General features: G+C 59.0%; 16 protein-coding genes. 4 read left to right on the top strand and 12 right to left on the bottom strand.

What is annotated here, in order from left to right; translation table 11 throughout:
* The first annotated feature begins 36 nt into the window (after nucleotides 1–36).
* Nucleotides 37–2,862, top strand: coding sequence for a TRAP transporter permease (locus ABVT35_RS22970; protein ID WP_368469645.1), 2,826 nt, complete (start codon nucleotides 37–39; stop codon nucleotides 2,860–2,862).
* Between the two features lie 3 nt (nucleotides 2,863–2,865).
* On the top strand, nucleotides 2,866–3,306 hold the full coding sequence (locus ABVT35_RS22965; RefSeq protein WP_368469643.1) for a universal stress protein: 441 nt from the start codon (nucleotides 2,866–2,868) through the stop codon (nucleotides 3,304–3,306).
* Nucleotides 3,307–3,318: 12 nt separating this feature from the next.
* On the opposite strand, the gene ABVT35_RS22960 is transcribed toward ABVT35_RS22965, so the two are convergent.
* From ABVT35_RS22960 to ABVT35_RS22935, 6 genes are all read right to left on the bottom strand, one after another.
* The gene (locus ABVT35_RS22960) at nucleotides 3,319–4,287 is read right to left on the bottom strand and encodes an ABC transporter ATP-binding protein (protein WP_368469642.1); all 969 of its coding nucleotides are present in this window, start codon (nucleotides 4,285–4,287) and stop codon (nucleotides 3,319–3,321) included.
* Nucleotides 4,280–5,272, bottom strand: coding sequence for an ABC transporter ATP-binding protein (locus ABVT35_RS22955; protein ID WP_368469640.1), 993 nt, complete (start codon nucleotides 5,270–5,272; stop codon nucleotides 4,280–4,282). The genes ABVT35_RS22960 and ABVT35_RS22955 overlap by 8 nt, the downstream gene beginning before the upstream one ends.
* Nucleotides 5,273–5,274: 2 nt before the next feature.
* The gene (locus tag ABVT35_RS22950) at nucleotides 5,275–6,159 is read right to left on the bottom strand and encodes an ABC transporter permease (RefSeq protein WP_368469638.1); all 885 of its coding nucleotides are present in this window, start codon (nucleotides 6,157–6,159) and stop codon (nucleotides 5,275–5,277) included.
* On the bottom strand, nucleotides 6,156–7,130 hold the full coding sequence (locus tag ABVT35_RS22945) for an ABC transporter permease (protein ID WP_368469637.1): 975 nt from the start codon (nucleotides 7,128–7,130) through the stop codon (nucleotides 6,156–6,158). Before ABVT35_RS22945 ends, ABVT35_RS22950 begins: the two co-directional genes overlap by 4 nt.
* Before the next feature lie 77 nt (nucleotides 7,131–7,207).
* Entirely contained in the window at nucleotides 7,208–8,791 is a 1,584-nt protein-coding gene (locus ABVT35_RS22940; RefSeq protein ID WP_368469635.1) for an ABC transporter substrate-binding protein, read from the bottom strand.
* 154 nt (nucleotides 8,792–8,945) lie between these two features.
* The gene (locus tag ABVT35_RS22935) at nucleotides 8,946–9,869 is read right to left on the bottom strand and encodes a LysR family transcriptional regulator (RefSeq protein ID WP_368469634.1); all 924 of its coding nucleotides are present in this window, start codon (nucleotides 9,867–9,869) and stop codon (nucleotides 8,946–8,948) included.
* A 124-nt stretch (nucleotides 9,870–9,993) separates the two neighbouring features.
* Here ABVT35_RS22935 and ABVT35_RS22930 point away from each other — a divergent pair, with 124 nt between their 5' ends.
* Nucleotides 9,994–11,622, top strand: a complete 1,629-nt coding sequence (locus ABVT35_RS22930; RefSeq protein ID WP_368469633.1) for an amidohydrolase — start codon at nucleotides 9,994–9,996, stop codon at nucleotides 11,620–11,622.
* 12 nt (nucleotides 11,623–11,634) lie between these two features.
* The gene (locus ABVT35_RS22925) at nucleotides 11,635–12,564 is read left to right on the top strand and encodes a GTP-binding protein (protein ID WP_368469631.1); all 930 of its coding nucleotides are present in this window, start codon (nucleotides 11,635–11,637) and stop codon (nucleotides 12,562–12,564) included.
* 4 nt (nucleotides 12,565–12,568) lie between these two features.
* Here ABVT35_RS22925 and ABVT35_RS22920 read toward each other — a convergent pair whose 3' ends face one another.
* The 6 genes from ABVT35_RS22920 to ABVT35_RS22895 are packed head-to-tail and all read right to left on the bottom strand — an operon-like array spanning nucleotide 12,569 to nucleotide 17,691.
* On the bottom strand, nucleotides 12,569–13,066 hold the full coding sequence (locus ABVT35_RS22920; RefSeq protein WP_368469629.1) for an OsmC-related (seleno)protein: 498 nt from the start codon (nucleotides 13,064–13,066) through the stop codon (nucleotides 12,569–12,571).
* Nucleotides 13,063–14,094: an SMP-30/gluconolactonase/LRE family protein gene (locus ABVT35_RS22915; RefSeq protein WP_368469627.1), complete on the bottom strand. Its 1,032-nt coding sequence runs from the start codon at nucleotides 14,092–14,094 to the stop codon at nucleotides 13,063–13,065. The genes ABVT35_RS22920 and ABVT35_RS22915 overlap by 4 nt, the downstream gene beginning before the upstream one ends.
* On the bottom strand, nucleotides 14,094–15,032 hold the full coding sequence (locus ABVT35_RS22910) for a 3-keto-5-aminohexanoate cleavage protein (protein ID WP_368469626.1): 939 nt from the start codon (nucleotides 15,030–15,032) through the stop codon (nucleotides 14,094–14,096). The genes ABVT35_RS22915 and ABVT35_RS22910 overlap by 1 nt, the downstream gene beginning before the upstream one ends.
* Before the next feature lie 8 nt (nucleotides 15,033–15,040).
* The gene (locus ABVT35_RS22905) at nucleotides 15,041–15,817 is read right to left on the bottom strand and encodes a cyclase family protein (RefSeq protein ID WP_368469625.1); all 777 of its coding nucleotides are present in this window, start codon (nucleotides 15,815–15,817) and stop codon (nucleotides 15,041–15,043) included.
* A gap of 10 nt (nucleotides 15,818–15,827) precedes the next feature.
* Complete coding sequence (locus tag ABVT35_RS22900; protein WP_368469624.1) at nucleotides 15,828–17,141, bottom strand: TRAP transporter large permease; 1,314 nt, start codon at nucleotides 17,139–17,141, stop codon at nucleotides 15,828–15,830.
* Nucleotides 17,128–17,691, bottom strand: a complete 564-nt coding sequence (locus tag ABVT35_RS22895) for a TRAP transporter small permease subunit (protein WP_368469623.1) — start codon at nucleotides 17,689–17,691, stop codon at nucleotides 17,128–17,130. The genes ABVT35_RS22900 and ABVT35_RS22895 overlap by 14 nt, the downstream gene beginning before the upstream one ends.
* Between the last annotated feature and the right edge of the window lie 18 nt (nucleotides 17,692–17,709).

The following is a 17,709-nucleotide window of genomic DNA, read 5'->3' as shown; positions in this document are numbered from 1 at the left end:
ATAAAGGGATGAGAAATCAGATCGGGGGGAGGTCGAATGTCACAGGGCGATACGGGTACGACAAAGCTGAGCGACTCGGAACTTGAGGATCTTGTTGCCTCAACGGATACCGGCGGCCGCAAACCCACAAATCAGGCAATTGCCAAGCTCATCGCCGGAACGGCGCTCGCCTGGTCCCTCTTCCAGGTCTGGATTGCTTCACCGCTCCCCTACTCGGCCGGTTTCGGTGTGTTTTCCAGCGGCGAAGCCCGGCCGATCCATCTGGCTTTCGCGCTGTTTCTTGCCTATCTGGCCTACCCGGCCTTCAAATCCTCGCCGCGGCGCACCATACCGACGGTCGATTGGGTCCTGGCGATTGTCGCGGCCTGCTGCTCGCTTTACCTGTTCGTTTTCGACACCGAGATCATCGACGCCATCTTCGGTTCACGGCTTTCGGACCGGCCCAACAATCCCAACCAGCTCGACGTCGTCATTTCGGTGGTCGGCATCATCCTGCTTCTGGAGGCGACCCGCAGGGCTCTCGGCCCGCCGCTGATGATTGTTGCCATGGTCTTCCTCGGCTACACCTTCCTAGGCCCCTACGCGCCGGGTTTCCTTGCCTGGAAGGGCGCAAGTTTCAATGCCGTCGCCTACCACCAATGGCTTTCGACCGAAGGCGTCTTCGGTATTGCCCTCGGCGTATCGACCGATCTCGTATTCCTGTTCGTGTTGTTTGGCGCACTGCTCGATAAAGCAGGCGCCGGCAACTATTTCATCAAGGTTGCCTTTTCGCTGATGGGACACCTGAGCGGCGGCCCTGCCAAGGCAGCCGTTGTGGCGTCCGGCATGACGGGCCTCATCTCCGGATCGTCCATCGCCAATGTGGTCACCACCGGCACTTTTACAATTCCGATGATGCGCCGCGTTGGTTTTTCCTCCGAAAAGGCGGGCGCGGTGGAAGTCGCCTCCTCGGTCAACGGCCAGATCATGCCGCCGGTCATGGGAGCCGCTGCCTTCCTGATGGTCGAATATATCGGCATTTCCTATTTCGAGGTGGTCAAGCACGCCTTCGTGCCGGCGATCATCTCCTACATCGCTCTTGTCTATATCGTACATCTTGAAGCAAAGAAGCTCGGCATGGCCGGCCTCGACAGGGCAAGCGAACCCAAGCCGCTGAAATGGGGCATGATTTCCTTCGGCATCACCATGGCCGTCATTCTCGCGGCCGCAAGCGCCATCTACTATCTGTTCCTGGCGTTTCAATGGCTGCAGGATGCCGACGACAAGCTGCTTGCCGTTGCCGTCGTGCTCGGCATCATTTTCACCGCATTCGCGGTCCTTGGGGCGCGGCTCAGCGAAGACCGCAAAGCGCAGGTCGTTTCAACCGGCGCGCAGGTTCTCGGAATCACCGTTATCGGCGCATTCGGCGTCTTCTTCCTGATTGACTTCATCGGCGAACTGGCAGGCCCGGCAACGCCATGGGTTATCGCCGCACTTCTCGGCATAGCCTATATCGGTCTGGTCCGATTTTGCTCGGCCTACCCGGAACTGGAGCTGGACGACCCGAATGAGCCGGTGGTTCGGCTTCCGGAGCCCGGCCCGACGGTCAAATCCGGCCTGCACTTCCTGTTGCCGGTGCTGGTACTCATCTGGTGCCTGATGGTTGAACGGCTGTCGCCTTCCCTGTCCGCCTTCTGGGCGACCGCGTTCATGATCTTCATCCTTTTGACCCAGCGGCCGCTGTTTGCAATGTTCCGTGGCGATTCACGGGACGGGACTTTCGCGCGCGGCTTTAACGAACTCATCGACGGCATGATCGCCGGTGCGCGCAACATGATCGGCATCGGCATTGCGACGGCCGCGGCCGGCATCATCGTCGGCGCAGTCTCGCAGACCGGCGTCGGATCGGTGCTTGCGGCTCTTGTCGAATTCCTGTCGCAGGGTCAGATCATGCTGATCCTGATCTTTACAGCGGTCCTGAGCCTGATCCTTGGCATGGGGCTGCCGACAACAGCCAACTATATCGTTGTTTCGTCGCTGCTGGCGCCGGTGATCGTTGCACTCGGGCAGCAGAACGGTCTCATCGTCCCGCTGATCGCGGTGCATCTGTTCGTATTTTACTTCGGCATAATGGCGGATGTGACGCCGCCGGTGGGGCTTGCGTCCTTCGCGGCCGCCGCCGTGTCCGGCGGCGATCCAATCCGGACGGGATTCGTGGCATTCTTCTATTCGCTGCGCACGGCGCTGCTGCCGTTCCTCTTCATCTTCAACACCGATCTTCTGCTGATCGACGTGACCTGGGCGCAAGGGGTGTTCGTCTTCATTATCGCGACGGCGGCCATGTTGATATTTACCGCCGGATCACAGGGCTATTTCATCGCCAAATCGCGGATCTGGGAGTCAATCGCGCTGCTTCTGGTCGCCTTCACACTGTTCCGCCCGGGTTTCTGGATGGACTATATCGCCCCGCCCTACGCCGAGGTTAGCCCGACGGAGATTGCCAAGGTTATGGGTGATGCCGAGCCCGGCACGCAACTGCGCGCCATTGTCGACGGTCTGGATGATGTCGGCGATCCGATCACTTTGACAATGCTCATCGATGTTGGTGACGAGCCGGACGGCGCGGCGCGGCTTGAAGGCTTCGGGCTCGAAATCCTGGAGGACGATGGCAAGGTCCTGGTGGACAATGCGATCTTCGATTCAAAGGCGCAGGCTGCCGGGTTCGATTTCGACCAGGTCATCAGGCAGCTTCTGGTGCCGGCATCGCAGCCTTCCAAATATCTGCTCTATATCCCGGCGCTGGCGCTCCTGGCGTTGATCTTTTTCCTCCAGCGCCGACGCCGTGATGCCGCGGAACCGGCAACTGTTGAACAGGGAGCTTGACCCATGGCATCCACGAACATGTTCAAAAACATACTTGCCACCATCGATCTTGGCGACGAAGAGTCGTCGATCCGGGTCATCAACGCGGCGCTCGAGGTCATGGTGGGCGAGGACACAATGCATGTCGTGTGCGTTGTGCCCGACTACGGCCGCAGCATTGTGGGAACCTTTTTCCCGGCGGATCATGAACAGGAAATGATCAAACACGCGACCCAAGAACTGCACGCGTTCACGGCAAAACACGTCCCTAAAGGAACCCGTGTTCAACACATAGTCGCTCATGGTAATATATACGAAGAGATTATCGCCGCAGCAGACCAGTGCAAGGCGGATCTGATTGTTATCGGATCGCACAGGCCGGCTTTGAAGGACTACCTTCTGGGACCGAATGCGTCCCGTGTCGTCAGGCACGCGCGCCAGTCCGTTCTGGTGGTACGGCACTAACGTGCCACCGGATTACCCTGCCAGATGACATGCGACGAAGTGCCCGCCGCTCACCGCCCTGAGCGGCGGGGGCGTTTCATGGCACTGCTTTTCAACGAGCGGACAGCGTGATGCGAAGCGGCAACCCCTGGGCAGGTTGATCGGGCTTGGTGGATCGCCAGACAGGCGCTGACGCTTCGAGCGGTCTCCACGCGCCGCGTGCAGCGTCGGCACGGCGGCCAAAAGCGCCTTGGTATAGGGGTGTTTCGGGCTTGTGAAAAGCGTCCTGCGGTCGGCCTGTTCGACTATCTGCCCCAGATACATGACGGCGATCTCATCGCAAATGTACTGCACGACACCAAGGTCGTGGGAAATGAATAAATAGGTCAAACCCAGATCTTCCTGAAGCCGGGTCATCAGGTTGAGGATCTGCGCCTGAATGGCGACGTCCAGCGCTGAAACCGGCTCATCGCAGACGATGAGGCTCGGTTTTGTCGCAAGTGCCCGCGCAAGGCCGATGCGCTGGCGCTGGCCACCGGAAAACTGATGAGGGAAGAGCGTCCCCTGCTCCGGACGCAAACCGACCTGTTTCAGAAGATCGCGAACCATGCCGTCGCGTTCGCCGGCTTCGCCTATGTCCATGAGATCAAGCGGTTCACGGATAATATCGGCAGCCCGCTGACGCGGGTTGAGCGATGAATACGGATCCTGAAAGACGATCTGAAAGGCACGGCGGGCCTGGCGCAGTTCCTCGCCTTCCAGGGCACCAACATTTTGTCCCTCCAGGCTCACCCGCCCACCGGTTATGTGCGTCAGGCGCATGACGGCAAGCGCGGTGGTGGTCTTTCCCGACCCGCTTTCTCCGACAATTCCGAACGTCGTGCCTTTTTTGACGGTAAAGCTGACGCCGTCAACGGCATGGACTGTGGCGCCCTTCTTGCCGAAATGGACCTTCAGGTCCTCGACCTCGAGATAGCGTGCATCATTCGCCGTGTCAGACATTTTCCAACTCCGCTTCGACTGCCCAGCAGGCTGTTGCATGACCGCCGCTTTCGGCTTTCAGCACCGGCTGGCGCCGTGTGCATTCGGGCAGTGCCCGATTGCAGCGGGGCGCAAAGGCGCATCCTTCGCCAAGTTCCGTCAGGCTTGGAACAACGCCCGGGATCTCCAGCAGCGGTTCGCGCACTTCCGGCGGGTCCGGCTGCAGATGCGGGACACAGGCGATGAGGCCGGCGGTATAGGGGTGGCGCGGTTTCGTCAGAACCTCTTCGACCGTGCCGGTTTCGACGATGCGCCCGGCATACATGACGGCAACCCGGTCGGCGAGTTGCGCAACGGCCCCCATATCGTGGGTGATCAGGACGATGGCCGTGCCGCGGCTCTTCTGCAAATCCTCCAGAAGATCGAAAATCTGTGCCTGCACCGTGGTGTCGAGCGCCGTCGTCGGTTCGTCGGCAATCAGCACGCGCGGATTGCAGGCAAGCGCGATGGCGATCATCACCCGCTGGCGCATGCCACCCGAGAGCTGGTGCGGATAGGACTTCGCCCGTGCCTCGGCCTCCGGTATGCCGACAGCGCGAAGCATTTCAACGGCGCGGTCCCAGGCGGCGCGCGGCGATGCGTTTTCGTGCAGGCGCACGCTCTCGGCAATCTGTTCGCCGACGGTGAAGACCGGATTGAGCGATGACATCGGCTCCTGGAAGATCATCCCGATTTCATTGCCACGGATATCGCGCATTTCGTCCTTTGACAGACCGACAAGATCGCGGCCTTCAAGATAGATCGATCCGGAGGTCAACTGTCCGGGCGGACTTGGCACAAGACCCATGATCGAAAGCGCCGTCATCGACTTGCCGCATCCCGATTCCCCGACGATACCCAGGATCTCGCCCTCATTGACCTCCAGATTGACGTGATCAAGCACGCGCGCATTGCCGCGCCGTGTGGCAAAATCGACAACGATATTTTCCACCTTCAGCACCGTCATGATCAGCGCTCCCTGAGCTTGGGGTTGAAGGCGTCGTTGAGGCCGTCGCCGATGAGGCTCACGCCGAGAACCGTGAGGAAGATCATGGCACCCGGAAGCGTCACGACCCACCAGGCATCGAGAATATACTGCCGTCCGCTGCCGATCATCAGGCCCCAACTCATGGTGTTGGGATCGCTGAGGCCAAGGAAACTCAGCCCCGCTTCGAACAGGATCGCCACACCGATCGTCAACGTCGCAGAAACAATCAGCGGCGCCAGTGCGTTCGGCAGGATCACCCGCCATATCAGGCGGCCGTCGCGGGCTCCGATGGAACGGCCGGCGCTGACATATTCCAGGCCGCGTATGCGCATGAATTCGGCCCTGGCAAGCCTTGCCGTCGCCGGCCAGGATACAACGCCGATGGAAATGGCAACGACGGGCAGCGAGGGCGTGAAAAGCGTCACCAGCACCATTGCGAAAAGCAGCGGCGGCAGCACCTGGAAGAACTCGGTAATGCGCATGAACACGTCATCCACCCAGCCAAGATAATAGCCCGCCAGCGCACCGACCAGAATGCCGATGATGATGGTGATGAGCGCCGCGGTTATCCCCACCAGCAAGGTCGCCCGTCCTCCGACAATGAGGCCGGCCAGCATATCGCGGCCGAGATTGTCGGTACCGAGGATTGCGGTTTCCGTCTCGAAGGGCGGTGTCAGCGGCGCCCAGACAATCTCAAACGGATCGACCGCGTAGATGTAGGGCCCAAGGAGCGAAATCAGAACGATTATGCCCAGCAGCAGGAGACCGAACAGTGCAGCGGGGCGGCTGCGGAAAATACGCCAGGCTTCTGCTGCCGGGTGTTCGGCGCGCGGAAGGCTTTCGTCCCTGGTCTCAATGACAGTCATTTGGCCATCCTGATGCGTGGATCGGCAACCCGGTACAAAAGGTCGGTGATCAGATTTGCGATGATGACGATGACGGCGGAAAAGAACAGGATGCCAAGGATCGTCGGGTAGTCACGGGCAAGAATGGAATCGAAAGCCAGCGTGCCGAGACCCGGCCAGTTGAACACGGTCTCCACCAGAACCGCGCCGGAGACGATGCCACCGAATTGCAGGCCGGCGATCGTGATGATGGGCAGCACGGCATTGCGCAGGGCATGGCGTCCATAGACCTTGCGCTCCGAAACGCCCTTGGCACGGGCGGTGCGGATATAGTCGCTGCCGAGCACTTCCAGCATACTGGCGCGCGTCAGGCGGCTGTATTGCGCGAGGTAGACAATGCCGAGCGTGAAGGCGGGCAGGACAAGATGGTGGGCGACGTCAAAGACATATCCGACCGGTCCCACATCCTTGGTTACGTCATACATGTTGGATATCGGAAACAGCGGGATCAGCGAAGCAAAGACGATGATCAGCATGATGCCGGTCCAGAAAATCGGTGCCGAATAGCCGATAACCGAAAGCACGGTGACCAGATTGCTGACAATGCCGGTCGGCTTGCGCGAGGCAATGACGCCGAGGGCGGTGCCGGCAACAATGGCAAATCCGAGGGCGGTAAAAACCAGGAGCAGCGTTGCGCCAACACGACTCAGTATGAGGTCAAGCACCGGCGCGTTATAGAAGAACGACTGGCCGAGATCGCCGCCGGCAGCATTTTTCAGGTAAACCCAAAGCTGAACGTAGAGCGGCTGATCGAGGCCGTAGGCCTTGCGGATGCTGGCCATCACCTCTTCGGTGGCGCCCCCCATCTCGCCGGCAATCACGTCGGCAGGGTCGCCGGGCGCCAGATGGATGAGCAGGAAGTTCAACACCAGCACGGCCACGACAAGAATGATGGAGTAGATCAGTCGGCGTAACACCGTCCAAATCAGCATCGCGCAATAATCCCTTTACAGGCGGTCCGGCGCCCCGGACCCGCTTGCCCGGAGCGCCTTATATTTCAGGCTAAGGTCTACTCGCTTTTGTAGACTTCATCCATTGGTGCCATGGGCCCCCAGATGGTCACCGGAGCATTGCCGATCTTCTTGTTGTAGATCGTGTGGTAGGGAAGCTCATTGAGGAAGACCAACGGAGCGTCATCGACGATCTTTGCCTGTGCAGCGCGGTAGAGGTCAGCGCGTTTTGCCTGATCGGTTTCCGTTCCGGCCTGGCTCAGGAGCGTATCCACCTCTTCATTGCAGTAGCTCTGCGTGTTGGACCAAATGACGCCCTCGCGGATATTGCTGCAAAGATAGGTGCGGTGCACGCCGATAACCGGGTCACCCCAGTTGAAGACGATGTCCATGGACATATCAAAATCGTGCCCGCTGACACGTTTGGCCCATGTGGGGAAATCGGGCGATGCGCGCAGCTCGACATCGATGCCGACTTTTTTCAGCTGCGGGCGCAGATATTCAGCAACCGTCTTCTGCATTTCCGCAAAGCCCGGAATGTAATCGAGCGACAGCTTGAAGCGGGTTCCGTCGCCGCCGCGCGGATGACCGGCTTCGTCGAGCATTGCATTGGCCTTGTCGAGGTCAACGTCATAGGCGTTGACGTCGGGCGCGGAAAAGGGGCTGCCGGAAACTACCGGGCCGGTGACGGGCGTTGAAAAGCCGGAGTGCAATGCGTTGACGATGAAGTTGCGGTCAATCGCATAGGCGATTGCCTGGCGTACCTTCGGATCCTTGAGAACCTCATTCTTGGTGTTGAATGCCAGCCAGTTGATCGGGCCGACGGCGGCGTAACCCTGATTGGTGACTTCAAGTGAATCGTTCTTTTTCAACCGCTCGAGATCGCGGGTGCTGGTCAAAAACGGCAGCATGTCGATCTCGCCCTTGTCGGCCGCCAGCACCATGCTCGTCACATCCTTGTAGTTCTTGATTATGATGCGGTCGAGATGCGGTTTTCCTTCAAGGAAATAGTCGGGATTCTTTTCCAAAATGATGTGTTCGCCGGGCTTGTACTCGACCAATTTGAAGGGCCCCGAACCGACGGTCTTGCTGTTGGCCGGATGCGATTTCGGATCCTGCCCGTCGCCGTAGACATGCTCCGGCAAAATCGGCAACAGAGCCGAGGACATAGCAAGAAGCGCTGCCGGATGCGGGGCGTCGAAATTGATGACCGCTGTGTTGTCGTCAGGTGTATCGACGGATGTGACAGGGGCAAACATTGTCTTGAATGGATGGTTTTCCTTCACGGTCTTGACGGAAAATGCGACATCCTTGGAGGTGATCGGCTTGCCATCGTGGAAGGTCGCACCCTCGCGCAAATGCAGCGTGATGGATTTGCCGTCATCAGCCACTTCCCAGCTTTCCGCGAGGAAAGGCTGCGGCTGCCATTCAGCATCGAAGCGCAGTGGCGTTGCAAAAATCTGGGTTCCCGGGACTGCCGTTGCGACGCCGGACTGTACGGCAGGATTGAGGTGTCGCGGTTTCTGGGTCGTGCCGATTACCAGCGTGCCGCCCTTGACCGGCTCCTGCGCCTGAACCGCGCCCGTCATGACAAGCGACGCCGCAATGGCGACGCCGGCAAGCAATCCACGTAAATTCTTCATGTGCCTCAACCTCCCTGATTGATGAAATCCAGCACGTTACAAATGTTGTTGTGATTGATGTTTGTTCCGGCCTGTAAGGTTAAATGCGCGCAATTGATTTGAAAAATGTTTTTTTCAGGGGCAAACCCTCAGTAATACTGAGCAATCAACCCGGTCACTGCACCAGAACCCGCTTGAACACACCATCGAGATTCAGCTCTTCGCAGGTCTTAATGAGGGCCTTTTCCACACGCGTCAGGTTCTTTTCGTCGCGATAGATAAAGCCGAAGCAAGGCGTCTGATATCCCGGTCGCAGCGGAATACGGACAATGTCTCCGACGACGTAGGTCTGTTTCCTGAGAGGTCTGACATTGAAGATGGAAAACCCAAGGCCGGATGCCACCAGCGCACGCACCAGTTCCGAGGATTTGGATGAATGGGCGATCACCGGCGTCAGGCCACGCTCTTCAAAGAGGCCGAACATGTAGTCCCGCGTCGGCTGCAGGTTCAAAAGCACCATCGGTTCGTCACGCAGTTCCTCCAGGTCAAGAACGGAGCGGGTGGCAAGCTGGTGTTCCGCGTTGAGGGCGACATGGGGCGGTGCATCGAACAATGGCGAAAACTTCGTATTTTTAGCCGAGGCGTAGTCATAGCCCATGGCGAGATCCAGTTCGCCGTTCGCTATCATGCCGATGATTTCCATCGTATCGCCTTCGGCAATCTCCACCGAAACCGTGGGGTAGCGGATGGATATGGTTTTCATGACAATGGGAAGCAAAATCGGCGCCAGCGGTGCAAAACATCCAAGTCGAACCCTGCCCTCAAGCCGGCTGGAGACACCGCCCAGTGACTTTTCGAACTGATTGTGCTGCTCAAGGATGCCGCGCACATGGGCAAGGAAGTCCTGACCGTACTGGGTTGGCGTGACACCCTTGGACGGGTGACGCACAAACAGGGCCCCCGACACCTGTTCTTCCATGGCGTTGATGGCTGCGGCTATGGAGGACGGTGAAATACTGAATTCCTCTGCGGCACCGGTGATCGAGCGGTGACGCGCCGCCGCGTCGAGGTATTTCAGTTGCTTGAGCGTGTAATGCATAATCCCTCCATTTTTCCGAGGATCTTACGCAAAATAATACATTTTCTCGAACAATACACACCCCCTAAAGTGACCGGCAATAGACTTCGCCGGTGGCGAGGCCGTAACAATAGTGCGGAAAGCCATGTCAGAACTGCATATTTTCAAAGCCCGAAAAATCGTCACCATGGACCCCGAACAACCCGAAGCAACCCATGTCGGGGTGCGCGACGGGCTTGTTGTGGCCGTTGGATCCGAGAAGGACGCAGCCGGATGGGGCACGGCTGACACCAATGACATCTTTGCCGATAAGATCATCGTACCCGGCTTTGTCGAAGGCCACAGCCACATGTTCGCGGGTGGCATATGGCGCTTCGTCTATGTCGGATACCAGGACCGGGTCGACCCGCAGGGGCGGCGGTGGAGCGGTGTGAAATCCATCGACGCCGTCATCGAACGCATGCGCGGCGAGCAGGAAGGTCTGGAAGAAGGCGTGCCGCTGATTGCGTGGGGCTTCGATCCCATATTCCTGCCGGCACCGCGCGCGGACCGCCACGACTTCGACCGGGTTTCCGACACGAGGCCGATTGCCGTTCTCCATTCCAATTTCCACGTGATGACCGTCAACACCCCCGCCCTCCGGCTCGCCGAATACACAGCGGAAACGAACATCGAAGGCATCGTCATGGGAGAGGACGGCGAACCCAATGGCGAATTGCAGGAAATGGCCGTCATGTTCCCCGTCATGCGGCGCATGAATATCGACATTCGCTCCCTGTCGGGAGACGGTGACGGCATTCGCGACTTCGGCAAGGTCTGCAACGCGGTCGGGGTGACGACGGCGACCGATCTCGTTGCTTCGCTTGAGGACAGCAATGTTGCCCTGCTCAAAAACGTCACCAGCGAGAAGGCCTTCCCGATCCGCCTGGTGAGTGCGCTGAACGGACTGCAGCAACCGCCAGACGAGACTGTCACAAGGGCAAGGGAACTCGCCCCCCAAAGCACGGACAAGCTGCGGCTGGGATCGGTGAAGATCGTCACCGACGGTTCGATCCAGGGATTTACGGCGCGGCTGCGCGAACCGGGCTATTACAATGGCGCAGCCAACGGGATCTGGAACATAGCGCCGGATCAACTGAACATTCTTGTGGACGCGCTGCTGCGGAACGGCATACACACGCACATTCACGTCAATGGCGACGAGGCGATCCAGGTTGCGATCGATGCGGTCGGCGCGTCGATCAAAAGGCAATCCGCCGACGATCACCGCACGGTGTTGCAGCATTGCCAGATGGCCGATCGCGAACAGTTCGAGAAAATGCGGGAACTGGGGCTGTGCGCCAATCTCTTTGCCAACCACATTTACTATTTCGGCGATCAGCACAAGGCGATCACGCTGGGGCCGGAAAGAGCCCGCAAAATGGACGGGTGCAGGACGGCGCTCGACCATGGCATTCCCCTTGCCATCCATTCCGACGCCCCGATCACGCCACTTGCCCCGCTGGTCACCGCCTGGGCGGCTGCGCAAAGACAGACGGCAGGCGGCGAGATCCTCGGCGAGGAAGAACGTATCTCGGCCTATGAGGCGCTACACGCCATAACACTCGGACCCGCCTATACGCTCAGGATGGAACACGAGATCGGTTCTATCGAGCCGGGAAAGCGGGCGGATTTTGCTATACTGGATGCAAGCCCGCTTGACGTTGAACAAGACAGGATAAGGGATATCACTGTCTGGGGCACGGTGCTCGGCGGCGTAGTCCATCGAGCCTGAGAAAGCGGAAATATGAAGATTGCGAGTTCCGCATTGCCGGTCACGATCATTTCCGGCTATCTGGGCGCCGGCAAGACAACGCTGGTCAATCATCTGTTGCGCCATGCGGATGGCCGCAAACTGATGGTTCTGGTCAATGATTTCGGCGATCTGGCTATTGATGCCGATCTCATCCAGTCCGACGACGGCGATATCGTGACGCTGTCAAACGGCTGTGTCTGCTGCTCGCTCGGCAGCGATCTATTTGAAGCCTTCTTAACAGTCCTGGACCGAACGCCAAAGCCCGACCATCTCATCATCGAGGCAAGCGGTATTGCCCGCCCGCAAAACATAGCCAATATCGCCCGGGCCGAACCGGACCTGCATCTCGATGGTATCGTGACGCTGGTCGATGCGGAACTTATCGAAGCCAATCTGGCGAATCCGCAGATTGCGTCAGCCCTGATGGAGCAGATTTCGTCTGCCGATATGCTGTTGATAAACAAATCGGATCTGGTCACGGAGCAGCGGCTGCAGGCGCTCAGACACATCCTTGCGGAGATTTGCCCCGGTACGCCGGCGCTTGGCTGCAAGCATGGAGCTGCGGCACTCGATGCGGTGCTGGGCGCTTATTCCGGCGCAAAATACGATATCCAGGCAACGGATTCAGCGGACCACAGCGAACACTATGTCCGCTGGTCCTGTGAGGCGACGGGCTCGTTTGATCTCGACAAGCTCAAAAAGGGCCTTGCGGCGCTGCCGCCGGGCGTGTTGCGTTTCAAGGGAATTATCAGGCCCGGAGACGGCGGAGAACCGGTCGCCATCCACCGGGTCGGCCATCGAGTGAGCCTCGACCGGATGTACGGTCCGGCCCCGCCGGTCTCACACATGGTGGCCATCGGGCTGGAAGGTCAGATGGACCCGGCCATCGTCGAAAAGACCGTTTTGCGGGCCAAGCAGTAACCAATCAGACGTCGCGCCAGCCGTCGGCGGTTTTCATGCGATGGTTGATCGTATTGCCAACGCCCAGTGTCTGTTCGATGAAGCAGCCCTTCTTTGCGGTTTCGATCAGCTCCGCCACCTTGTCGTCCGGATCCGGACTGTCGATCAAAACGTCGATCTCAAAGCTCTTCGGCGCAGTCTCGTAAACCCGGTCAACGGCCTGCCAGTTCCACTGAATGCGGGTTTCGACCTTGAGGTCGTTGAGCGAGACACCCAGCCTTTTCGCGAAGGCCCTGATCTGGGTCATGATGCAACCCGTCAATGCACCCACGAACATCGCCAGCGGTGGCGGGGCGGACGCATCACCGCCGTGAAACTTGCCCTCGTCGGTGGCGAGTTCAAATTCCTCCTTGAACGGCTTGACCATTTCGATCGCCAGCTCATTGCGCATCTTCCCGACCGCGGTTCCGCGGCAATCGAACTGAACCACGGCCTTTTCAGGCATAGCAACGGTATCGCTCATCGTTTTGTTCCTTCGTTCCAGTGAATCATGGGCCACCCCGGCACCGGCGAACGAAACCAGGGGATCGTCGTGCCCCGCAAGCTGCCGATATAAACGTTCTTCAGATCGGACCCGCCAAAGGTGATACTCGCCATCCAGGGCGCGATGGTGCCGCCACAAGCCATCTGCAGATCCGGTGTCACCCGATCTTCGTCGAAAGCTCTGAGCAGCGCCTTGCCGGTTTGCGAACCGCGGTCATCGTCGAGAATGATCTGCAGGTCACCTTCCCGCGTAATGGCGAAGACGCGATCGGTCATGACATGGGTGCCCCACAAATTGCCGATAGCGTCGAAAGCGATGCCGTCGATAAACGCCCCGTGGTCTGAGGGGCCAAACGTCTCGCGCCCGCTGAGCGATCCATCCTCAGCCACACGCATCCTGGTTATTCTCCGCGCAGTGGTTTCAACGATGTAGAGCCATTCCTCCCTGGCATCGAGGCGGATTTCGTTGGTGAAGGCAAACCCGTCGGCCACAATGCGCAGGCCATTTTTGTCGGCAAGCGCGATATAACCGTCACGGATACTGGGACTGATGGCGTCCATCCAATTGGGGATCTTCGTCGATACGGTCAGCCATATCCGGTCCTTCGAATCGCGAAGTACAAAATTGACTTTTCCGATTGGAGCTCCGTCGATCGTGTCATGAAGCACCCGGGTCTCGCCGGTGCGCTTCATGATTTCCAGACGGTCGGTTCCAAAATTTGAGATCAGGATGTCGCCGTTGCGGGCGAAGGCAAGACCGTTGGGCAGCGTTCCTGTGGTGAAGCGCTTCGCCTCTTCCCCTACGTCGGCAAAACCGGTCTGTTCCGACTGAGTGATGATCTTCTGGCTGCCATCGGGACTGATGTGAACGACACCACCACGGGCGTCCGCCGACCAGAGGGAGCCGTCCGGCTCCGCCAGAATGCATTCGGGCCTTTGCAAATCATGACCGACGGTCCGAATATCTTCCGGGTCAACCTGAAATCCGATCACAGGATTGGCTGCCATCAGAAATTGACCCGGTCGCCGCCCTTCAGATCAAGGATCTCGCGGGCATCGTCGGGCGATGCGATCTCCATTCCGAGCTCTTCCAGAATGGTGCGGATCTTGGCCACCTGCTGCGCATTGGATTCGGCAAGCTGCCCCTTGCCGATAAAGAGGGAATCCTCCAGACCGACGCGGACATTGCCGCCAAGCATCGCAGCCTGCGTGACGAACGGCATCTGGAAGCGACCGGCCGCCAGCACCGACCAGACATAGTCATTGCCGAATAACCGGTCAGCCGTCTGTTTCATGAACATGACATTTTCCATCTCGGCGCCGATGCCGCCGAGGATTCCGAAGATCGACTGAACAAGGAACGGCGGCTTGATCAGCCCCGCATCGACAAAATGCGCCAGATTGTAGAGATGGCCGATGTCGTAGCACTCATGCTCGAAACGCGTGCCGCAGCCCTCGCCGAGGTGCTGCAGGATCATGCGGATATCCTTGAAGGTGTTGCGGAAGATGAAATCCTCGCTGCCCTCCAGAAACTGCTTTTCCCACGGATGTTTGAAGCTCGGATATTTGTCAGCGAGCGGATGCAGCGAAAAGTTCATCGATCCCATGTTCAGCGAGCACATTTCCGGCTCCGCCTTCATAGGCGCGGCGAGCCGCTCTTCCACCGTCATGCCGAGGCCGCCGCCCGTGGTGATGTTGATGACGGCATTTGTCGCCTGCTTGATGCGCGGCAGGAACTGCATGAAAACATCCGGGTCGGGCGTCGGGCGTCCGTCTTCAGGATTGCGTGCATGCAAGTGGATAATCGAGGCGCCGGCATCGGCGGCGTCGATCGACTGTTTCGCGATCTCGTCGGGTGTCACCGGTAAGGCATCGGACATGGTCGGCGTGTGTACGCCGCCGGTTACCGCACAGGTGATGATTACCTTTTTCATCTTGTTGACCATGACAGCTCCTATTCTTGAAAAATCGCGACGGCACGAGTGAAACCCGCCGATCCGCCCTTGATCTTGTACGGGAAGCAGGCGATCTCGTAGCCGCTCGCCGGCAGCGTCTCGAGATTGGTTAGTTTTTCGATATGGCAGTAGCCGATATCCATGCCGGCGCGGTGCCCTTCCCAGATGATGCCGGCATCGTGGGTGCGCTCATATTCCTTTGCGGTGTAGACGAAGGGCGCGTCCCAGCTCCAGGCATCCGTGCCGGTGACCCGGACCCCGCGCTCAAGCAGGTAGAGCGTTGCCTCGCGGCCCATGCCACAGCCCTTTGCCACGTAATCGGGCTTGCCGTAATGCGCACCGGCCGAGGTGTTGACCACGACGATGTCAAGCGGCTGCAGCGCGTGGCCGATACGCTTGAGTTCGGCTTCAACATCGGCGGCTGTGGCCACATACCCATCGTCGAAGTGGCTGAAATCCAGCTTTACGGCACTCTGGAAACACCATTCGAGCGGAACTTCATCGATGGTGATGGCACGCTCGCCATTGTTCATGGTCGAATGGTAGTGGTAGGGCGCGTCGAGATGCGTGCCGTTGTGCGTGGTGATGCGAAGCTGTTCCAGCGCCCAGCCCTCGCCGCCCGGAAGATCTTCCTTCTTAAGACCCGGAAAGAAGGACGTGACCTGCTCGGCCGTCATTTGGTGATCGAGGTAATCAATCTCCGGCAACATGACGGGCGGATCGGAGGCTATATCGGCTTCCAGCGGAACGGAAAGGTCAACGATTCTGCGTGGCATTTTCTTATCCTCAATAACCGAGCGGCAGCGTTGCCAGCGGCGGAAAGATCAGCACCAGCAACAAAACAAGAAGCATCATCAGGGCGAATGGCGCCGCCCCGGCAAAAATATCGCCGAGCGAGATCGTGTCGTCATTGAGCGCCGATTTGATGACAAAGACGGAGATGCCGAAGGGCGGGGTCAATAGACCGATCTCCACGGCAAGCACCGTAACGATACCGAACCAGATCAGATCGATGTTCATCGGCTGGATTACCGGCAGCATCAGCGGCACAAGGATCAGCATAATGGACGAGGAATCAAGGATCGTGCCCATGACGATGACCAGCAGCACATAGGCCAGCACCACGCCCCAGAAGCCGATATCGGCGGTGGCGACGAAACTGCCGAATTCACCGGGTGCGCCCGACAGCGCCAGCATGCGTGAATACATCTGCGCTGCAATGATGAGAAAACACACCGATGCGGTCACAAGCCCGGTGTCGGTCAGAACACTCCAGAAATCCTTCCAGCTCAGCGATCGGCGCAACAGGCCGATGACGATTGCGCCAAGGCATCCGACAGCACCCGCCTCAATCGGTGTGAACCAGCCGGCATAGATACCGCCGAGGACGAGGAAGATCAGCGCGGCGATCGGAAAACCCTTGCGGAAGAGCTCGGGACCGCTGAGCAATGCCTCGCCGCCATCGGAAAGGTTCTCGCCGATGAAACCCGGCCAGAAGCGGGCCATGGCATAGACCCCGATACCGAAAATAAACGCCAGCAGCAGGCCGGGAATGACGCCGGCAATGAAGAGGTCGCCGACGGACTGTTCGGTCAAAAGGCCATAGAGGATCAAAAGCAGGCTTGGCGGAATGAGCATGCCAAGCACGGATGATCCGGCGACAACCCCGACCGAGAACCGCTTGGTATAGCCGTGTCGCACCATTTCAGGGACCGCTATGCGCGTGAACACCGCCGCCGAGGCGATGGATATGCCGGTGATCGCCGCAAAGATCGCATTGGCGCCCACCGTGCCGATGCCGAGGCCGCCGCGAAAGCGGCGAAAGACCTGGTTGGCAACGTCAAAGGCATCCCGTCCCATACCGGTGACCGAGACGACATAGCCCATCAGGACAAAGAGCGGCACGACGCCGAAGAAATAGCTTGAAATCGTCTCGGAGGCGGCCAGCGCCAGCAGCTTGCCGGCCAGCAGGGGCGACCCCTTCATCACCCAGACGGCACCGTAGGACACCACCATCAGCGCAAGCGGCACGTACATGCCGACATAGACGAGCACCACCATGACGGCGAGCGCCGCAAGGCCTATCTCAAGGGGCGTCATGGCCGCTCACCTCGTCTGCCCCGGATTGAGCGCCGCCAGTCCAAATAGCAATCGCCGCACGGATCGCGGACATCGCCAACTGCAGCAAAAGCGCGGCGCATCCAACAAGAATAATCAGCTTCACCGGCCAGATCGGCGCAATGAAGTCGCCGACGGTTCCGACAAATGTGTTGCGGTTCCAGGCTTTGACGAATAGCGGATAGCTGGCGTTCAACAGTACCGCGATGACAAAGAAACCGGCGGCGCAGTAAATCAGTTCAAGCGCTGCACGGGCGCGGGGAACGGATCTTTCGAGCGCGTTGATAACGGCGTCAGTGCGGGTGAACCGCCCCATGCGGAAGGCCTGTCCGACCTGCAAAAAGACGATGGCGACAATGGACATCGAAACGAGCTCGGGAACGCCCGACACGGGCGAGAGGAACAGACCCCGGCCGATAACGTCGCTGTTGATGAGGATCATCAGAGCGAGGATCAGAAGCGTTCCGAGGACATTGAGGCCCATCGTGACGCGATCAATGATGCGCTGCGCGATTTCAAACGATTTTGGCATTGGATTGTTACAGGATTG

This window comes from Hoeflea sp. TYP-13 (genome assembly GCF_040932035.1).
Lineage (GTDB): Bacteria > Pseudomonadota > Alphaproteobacteria > Rhizobiales > Rhizobiaceae > Hoeflea_A.
Note: the sequence above shows the minus strand (reverse complement) of the source record. Positions and strands in the feature narration are given on the sequence as shown.

Bases quoted from the DNA above. Each gene is read 5' to 3' on its own strand.
- ABVT35_RS22915 (WP_368469627.1), bottom strand. From the start codon at position 14,094: ATGGCAGCCAATCCTGTGATCGGATTTCAGGTTGACCCGGAAGATATT.
- ABVT35_RS22940 (WP_368469635.1), bottom strand. From the start codon at position 8,791: ATGAAGAATTTACGTGGATTGCTTGCCGGCGTCGCCATTGCGGCGTCG.
- ABVT35_RS22930 (WP_368469633.1), top strand. From the start codon at position 9,994: ATGTCAGAACTGCATATTTTCAAAGCCCGAAAAATCGTCACCATGGAC.
- ABVT35_RS22945 (WP_368469637.1), bottom strand. From the start codon at position 7,130: ATGCTGATTTGGACGGTGTTACGCCGACTGATCTACTCCATCATTCTT.
- ABVT35_RS22965 (WP_368469643.1), top strand. From the start codon at position 2,866: ATGGCATCCACGAACATGTTCAAAAACATACTTGCCACCATCGATCTT.
- ABVT35_RS22970 (WP_368469645.1), top strand. From the start codon at position 37: ATGTCACAGGGCGATACGGGTACGACAAAGCTGAGCGACTCGGAACTT.
- ABVT35_RS22920 (WP_368469629.1), bottom strand. From the start codon at position 13,066: ATGAGCGATACCGTTGCTATGCCTGAAAAGGCCGTGGTTCAGTTCGAT.
- ABVT35_RS22955 (WP_368469640.1), bottom strand. From the start codon at position 5,272: ATGACGGTGCTGAAGGTGGAAAATATCGTTGTCGATTTTGCCACACGG.
- ABVT35_RS22905 (WP_368469625.1), bottom strand. From the start codon at position 15,817: ATGCCACGCAGAATCGTTGACCTTTCCGTTCCGCTGGAAGCCGATATA.
- ABVT35_RS22900 (WP_368469624.1), bottom strand. From the start codon at position 17,141: ATGACGCCCCTTGAGATAGGCCTTGCGGCGCTCGCCGTCATGGTGGTG.
- ABVT35_RS22895 (WP_368469623.1), bottom strand. From the start codon at position 17,691: ATGCCAAAATCGTTTGAAATCGCGCAGCGCATCATTGATCGCGTCACG.
- ABVT35_RS22910 (WP_368469626.1), bottom strand. From the start codon at position 15,032: ATGGTCAACAAGATGAAAAAGGTAATCATCACCTGTGCGGTAACCGGC.
- ABVT35_RS22925 (WP_368469631.1), top strand. From the start codon at position 11,635: ATGAAGATTGCGAGTTCCGCATTGCCGGTCACGATCATTTCCGGCTAT.
- ABVT35_RS22950 (WP_368469638.1), bottom strand. From the start codon at position 6,159: ATGACTGTCATTGAGACCAGGGACGAAAGCCTTCCGCGCGCCGAACAC.
- ABVT35_RS22935 (WP_368469634.1), bottom strand. From the start codon at position 9,869: ATGCATTACACGCTCAAGCAACTGAAATACCTCGACGCGGCGGCGCGT.
- ABVT35_RS22960 (WP_368469642.1), bottom strand. From the start codon at position 4,287: ATGTCTGACACGGCGAATGATGCACGCTATCTCGAGGTCGAGGACCTG.